We start from the raw sequence: 4,025 nt of genomic DNA, 5'->3' as shown, positions 1-4,025 counted from the left end.
GGTTCTTTGTCAAGGACGCCTTTAGGCGCCCTGTAAGGGTTTCCTTGACACTAAGAACCAAGACTTGTTAGTCCTCTCATTAAACGCGGATCTGATGCCATGATTTTGGTGAGCGTTCCAGAGAGTTTGAGAGGCAGATAGCCTCTCATTAAAAAAGGATAAAGGATCTAATAAAATAATTGCTAAATAAAAATATCTTGTATATATCTTTTTTTGGAGGAAGAGGTTCTAAAAAGTTATCCCCGCTAGGATAAGTTGATCATTTATCTCTTTCTCTTTTTTTTAAATCAAAAATTTTTCTCATTTTCGACCTTCTTTACGCCTTTTAAAAATAAGGATTAATGGCACTAAAGATGAATAATTAAAATATTTATTTCGTATATAAATTATTATTTATGCAAATTTAAAAACTCCAATTACCTTATTTAAAAAACACTTTTTATGACATAATTAAATATTTTTTGCCTATTGTCCGGATTCTTTTTCCAAGTTAGCATAAGAAGACATCTCATTAAGAAAGGTTTTTCTGTGGAAGAAGAAGTAGTAGCAAAAATCTATACAAATGATAGTAAGCATGAAAAATATCAAGATAAACTAGAATATTTGTTCGATCAACAGCATAAATATATGCAAGAATTTAGTAATACATTGGAGGCAAAAAAATTACATGATGTGCGAAGTGATTTGTACAATTATCTTCGTGATATTGGACAAAATGGTGATATATCGTTACTCATCAGTAGTGAGCGCTCTTTAACAGAAAATGATTTTATCCAATACGGTAACAGTAAAGCTATGATCAAAGGTTTCAAAAATGCTTTAGCTTATATAGATGTCATTAAAAAACATATAGCTCTTGTTAGTGATCCTGTCCAATACCAATTTATAAATGAAACACATAGCTTACCAAAAAACCGAAAAGATGGATTGCCTTATGATGAAGGACGTAAAGCAATGGTATGGCATTATCAATGGCTAGAAGATACAGGATTATGCATTTCAACCTCAATTGAATTATCAATCAACGAGGCACGAAAAGATAATATGAAAGTAATTCAAAAACTTTACGAACAAATGCAAGCAAAAGCCATTGGTGTAGATTTTTCATAATATTGGATAGGTAATTTCAAACTAACAATATCAGTATCGTATACTGAAAATATGCCATATTAGGATGCAATACGTTTTAATTTTTTATCTACTTTTTCCTTAAGCTCATAGTAACGAATGATAAAAAGACGCAGATCAATAGCCCTTGTTGAGCGAGTATATTGATCGTTATCATCTATATGTTGGCGACCAAAATATCCAAAATCCCATATTACAATCAACCCACAATCATACAAACTTGAAAGAAGTACACTAACACGTCCTGGACTACGAGTCATAAAACCAATATCTTGATTGCTTTTAAAAATAATAGGAACTCCACCTTTTTTAAAGGCTTTATCAGGCGTTATTTCTAATAAGGTAGAAAGAACAGAAGATTCTGCTCTACTAATTAAATCAATATGAGATAATCGATAAGCCAGCTTGCTTAATTTATTGCGGCTTACTGGTTTATATTCAACGTTCTCTGCTATTTTCTGATATTCTAGATGTTGTGCAGTTAACCGTCGCCCTATTATTTTCTTTGTTTTATCCATTTATTTTTTTCACTTTAATAAGATTTTTTATGCAAATTTTGACATTGTTAGATTTTTTAACGTTTTATTGAGTTCAAACTCAAACAAAGAGCTTTTTTCTTCGTTTAGCTTTATTTTCTGATTTTTTTCTAAGTTTAAACTATTTATTTCTTCTTGATCAGCTTGCTTCAGCAAAGCATAGAGTGACCGTTCTAGGTATAATTCTCCTCGAGTTTCTTTATCAATCATGCCGCGGAGATATCCCCCTGGTGATTTTACAAGTCCTCTAGCATATTTTTCAAAAATGATAGCAATAGCCAGAGCTGTTTTTTTAAGTCCCATAATTTTTGTAGCTTGTTCAGCGGCATGTTCTGAAACTTTAATCATTCTGTACATAGGATACATAGAATGTATCAAATCGCTTTCTGTTTGGAAACTACATTCAGAAAACAAGATGGCATTTGGTAAAGCCTTTTCTAGTATCTCCGGCTTAATTTGAGGCAATGTACTACCTTTTGAAGGAAGTGATGTTTCGGTCTTGCCTTTTTCTATATTTTCATAAGCCATTTTATTGTGACCGAAGGTCACATTAATGGTTTGAGTGTGTTCAGAGTTATCTGAACACTCATTTTTGTTACAATTACAATTATAGTTAGGGGTTGTATGTTCTATGTGTATATTGTCAGCAAGATCTGTGTATCTTGCTTTTGATGTTTTTTGCTCAAAAAAACGTTGTAAAATCCACTCGAAAAGACGAATTGCTTTGTATAATTTTTCAAGAGAAGCTTTAGCCGGACGACCAATAATATGGATGATTTTTTGCATTCTAAAAAAAAAGCAGTGAGATAAACGGTGTTGCTTCCATTTCTGTATAACAGGTTTTAATTTGACGCACCAATCCTCTAAAATAATGCAAAGTTTCATTCTTTTTATCATAAGCTTCCAGAGCTTCGTCTGCTTTTTGCTTAAGTTCATGATATCGAGCAACAAGAATACGTAAATCAATACCGCAAGCTGTTACGATATCATCGCTATGGTTACGTATAGGATAGCGTTTAAAGTTACCAGAGTCGCGCATGACAATAAGACCACAGTCATAAAGGCGTGAAAGTAAAAAACTAACGCGCGATTCACTCCGTTTAATGTCATAACTGAGTTGTCGATTGCTTTTAAAAACAATAGGAATTCCACCTTTTTCAAATGAATCTCTTGGAGCTGTCCTTAACAAATTCAAAAGAAGTTTAGCTTCACTCTCTTTAATGAAGTCAGTCTGTTCCAGTTGATTAACCAATCCAATCAATTGACCACGGCTTACAGAACCAATCTCAGCAGTTTCTGCTAATTTTCTAAATTCTATATGATGTGCATTTATCTTTCTTCCAGATGTTTTCTTAACCATAATTTTTAAAACCTCTCTATTGGAGGCAAAAAAAACGTTAAAAATATCCCTTTTCTACAAAATTTCTCTTGCAGAATGCATCACGATAAATTAAATTAGGAGTTAATTTGGTAATTAATTCTTTTTAATTTAATTTAGTTTGGTTTTCCTAACTTGGTTTTCCTAACTTAATTTATCTTTAAGACATTTTTAGAAACCCTTCTGTTAACGCAGTTGGGTTTTTATTTTTTTGCCATTATACTTCCCTCTATTTGAAACGACTCATAGCTTGAAAAAAGCGTGTCAAGGTCAAAGCTATATTAAAAAAAAAAAGATTTTCAATATGGTAAAGCTTTCAAACAACTGTTTTTTATGGCAATACAACCTAATACAACCTACAATAACAGCAAAGCGAAATAACATATAACCAAGGAAACACGCTGTTATACAGCGCTGTAGAAAACAACCTATACGAGCAAATAAATTCTAAACACAATAATTTTTCTTTGCAAGAATTGTCCACTAAGGACTGTGTAGATTATGATTAACTTTTTTCTGATAAAGTTCGTAGTGGAATATTGCCTTGATTTTTCAGTAGCGCTTGAGAGAACGTTTTATCAATAATGGTCAATGGAATTATAGCTCCCGTGATCTCTTCGCCAATCTTCTGGTTGTTGAAATTTGCTCGACCATAAAACACTTTGTGCTTTTTAAGCAGGGTTTTCTATTGTCTTTTCTGGTACTTTAAAAAAAGAATATTGCATAATTTTTTCAGTATTTTGACTGAAATAAAAGTATCTAAAAATAATAATATAAATTAAGACAATATATTTAAACGATACTCTAAGATATTTTTAAAATATCATTTTGAATATTATTCAATGTTTGTTCATTAAATAATAAAAGATTAAATATTTTTAATTTTATAGTAGAAAAAATAGTTTTTTCATTTTATAGGGTAGATTAATATTTTAACTATTAATTTAATTTTTAACTTTAAAATAGCGAGGGGGTTTTTCATG

Annotated in this window: 4 protein-coding genes; 1 reads left to right on the top strand and 3 read right to left on the bottom strand. The window is 31.2% G+C overall.

Annotated features, from left to right (window positions below; all coding sequences use genetic code 11):
- The first annotated feature begins 528 nt into the window (after positions 1–528).
- Positions 529–1,110, top strand: coding sequence for a hypothetical protein (locus ACFIK4_RS05695; RefSeq protein ID WP_375675401.1), 582 nt, complete (start codon positions 529–531; stop codon positions 1,108–1,110).
- Between the two features lie 59 nt (positions 1,111–1,169).
- Here ACFIK4_RS05695 and ACFIK4_RS05690 read toward each other — a convergent pair whose 3' ends face one another.
- From ACFIK4_RS05690 to ACFIK4_RS05680, 3 genes are read right to left on the bottom strand one after another with little or no spacing between them, the layout of a single operon-like run.
- Positions 1,170–1,646, bottom strand: coding sequence for a helix-turn-helix domain-containing protein (locus ACFIK4_RS05690; protein ID WP_375675399.1), 477 nt, complete (start codon positions 1,644–1,646; stop codon positions 1,170–1,172).
- A gap of 27 nt (positions 1,647–1,673) precedes the next feature.
- The gene (gene repC, locus ACFIK4_RS05685) at positions 1,674–2,450 is read right to left on the bottom strand and encodes a replication initiation protein RepC (protein ID WP_375675397.1); all 777 of its coding nucleotides are present in this window, start codon (positions 2,448–2,450) and stop codon (positions 1,674–1,676) included.
- 1 nt (position 2,451) lies between these two features.
- On the bottom strand, positions 2,452–3,024 hold the full coding sequence (locus ACFIK4_RS05680) for a helix-turn-helix domain-containing protein (protein ID WP_375675395.1): 573 nt from the start codon (positions 3,022–3,024) through the stop codon (positions 2,452–2,454).
- Between the last annotated feature and the right edge of the window lie 1,001 nt (positions 3,025–4,025).

The organism is Bartonella sp. AP9QHHD, from assembly GCF_042195625.1.
Lineage (GTDB): Bacteria > Pseudomonadota > Alphaproteobacteria > Rhizobiales > Rhizobiaceae > Bartonella.
The sequence above is the reverse complement of the archived record's forward strand: the minus strand, read 5'-3'. Positions and strand labels throughout refer to the sequence as shown.